Genomic DNA, 1,751 nt, shown 5'->3' on the forward strand with positions numbered 1-1,751 from the left:
TATTGTGTACCCCATGTCAAGGACAATTTGGGTTTTCGGAATTCCAATCAAAATGTATTTATGCTATACTAACGTTGCTTTACCACAAGGGAGGATAGGGAAACGCTGAGGAGCGACCCGAGCGCCCGTGTGGGTTTACAAGGGAGGCGATGCGTATCAGCACCGCTTCTTTTTATTGCAGACAAGTACTGCCTCCCTGGAAACCAAGCGAAAAACCTCGGGGTGTGGGGCAGAGCCCCACCTTCATTCTTCACCTTTTGCTTTTGGTATTGTTAAAGGGTATTCTCCTGTAACGAGATACTTGTAATACTCCCTTGGAGCTAATCTTGCCAAATTCCATTGGTATCGCTCGATGTTGTAATAATCAGTCCAATCGCTGATCACTTGGTGAATTCCTTCAAATGTTGTGCATTGTGAAATGTCAATTTCATCTTTCATGTGACCGTAAAAGGATTCCTGCGGAGCGTTATCCCAACAGTTTGCCTTTCGGGACATAGACTGCCTCAGTTCACTGTCTTTTATCAACTGGATAAACTTTATACTTGTGTAGTGTGACCCTTGATCCGAATTAATCAGGGTCTCGGATGTCAAAGAGATACCATAATTCTCGATGAGCCGGTTCACGGTTTCCAGAACAAAATCGATTTCGAGAGATTCACTCAGTACCCAAGCGAGCAACTCTTTTGTACAGGCGTCGATGATAGTAGACATATAGCACCGTGGCGCCTTCCCATTAATGATGTAGGTAATATCTGTCAGCAGAACAGCACGGGGGCCGTGTGTTTCAAATTCCCGGTTCAGAAGGTTGGGGGCAACATTGCTGGTTCTTAGTGCTTTGGCCATTCTCCGGTACGGATTTGCTTTGCGAATAGGACAGAAAAGTCCATATTTGTTCATCAAACGTCGGATCTTCTTAATGTTCATGTGCACCGGAGGAGCCATATGAAGAAGCCGCATGTAAATACCGCGGGCTCCCTTATTGTAACCACGAAATCGGTAAGCCTCCAAAATTATTAGGAGATCCTTTTGGTCTTGTTCTTCACGTTGTCGTCTGAGGTGTTCCGTTTCAAGGTAATGGTAGTATCCGGACCGTGAAACACCGGCAGCAGCGCACAGCCAGGCAATATTCAGCAAGTTGTTGTCTCGCTGGGTCATCTCGCGAATGATTGTATACTTGGCAGCTGCGGTAACATTCATGATTCCGAATCCTCCCGGCCTAAAGATACAATTTTTTTTAGAAACTCTATTTCTTGATCTTTATAAGCCAGTTGTTGCTCAAGGTATTTTACTTTTGCTTCTGGATTTGTGCAGTCTTTGACATATGACCCGTATGTTTTTAAGTCTCTGAACCCTTTTCCCGCTCGGACTTCATTTCGGATCATACCCTTCAATCCAGTTACACGACATTCGCCAAGAATATCCGGATCGATGCCGAGCTCGATAACAATATCTCGCGGCTCCTTTTCTTCTTGTATTGAATTCCAAAACAGTTCCTTAAAATTGGCTGAGAAATGCACAATACTAGGACTTACATCCAAAACATAAGGACTTGCTCGGAGATGATTCATTTCTTCTTGAGTAAATTTCTTGTTAGCCATGCGGCATTCCTCCAATTCAGTCCAGTTTTATTGTTACCTGTTTGAACTGCAATCAAAACCGCTATTTGTCCGAGGTTAAGGGTTTCAAAAATCAACCTGTACAAAATAGAGGGTTTTCAAAACCCATGCTGTCCATTTTCTAGGGTATATTTT

Annotated in this window: 2 protein-coding genes; both read right to left on the reverse strand. The window is 43.6% G+C overall.

Annotation, left to right across the window (positions count from 1 at the left end):
- Nucleotides 1-243: 243 nt before the first annotated feature.
- Nucleotides 244-1,197, reverse strand: coding sequence for an IS3 family transposase (locus tag UF75_RS25555; protein WP_045577326.1), 954 nt, complete (start codon nucleotides 1,195-1,197; stop codon nucleotides 244-246).
- Complete coding sequence (locus UF75_RS25560; protein ID WP_045577327.1) at nucleotides 1,194-1,598, reverse strand: HTH domain-containing protein; 405 nt, start codon at nucleotides 1,596-1,598, stop codon at nucleotides 1,194-1,196. Before UF75_RS25560 ends, UF75_RS25555 begins: the two co-directional genes overlap by 4 nt.
- Nucleotides 1,599-1,751 lie beyond the last annotated feature (153 nt).

Origin of the sequence: Desulfosporosinus sp. I2, from assembly GCF_000960765.1 — a bacterium.
Lineage (GTDB): Bacteria > Bacillota > Desulfitobacteriia > Desulfitobacteriales > Desulfitobacteriaceae > Desulfosporosinus.

Excerpts from the sequence above, each read along its gene's own strand:
- UF75_RS25555 (WP_045577326.1), bottom strand. The coding sequence starts at position 1,197 with ATGAATGTTACCGCAGCTGCCAAGTATACAATCATTCGCGAGATGACC.
- UF75_RS25560 (WP_045577327.1), bottom strand. The coding sequence starts at position 1,598 with ATGGCTAACAAGAAATTTACTCAAGAAGAAATGAATCATCTCCGAGCA.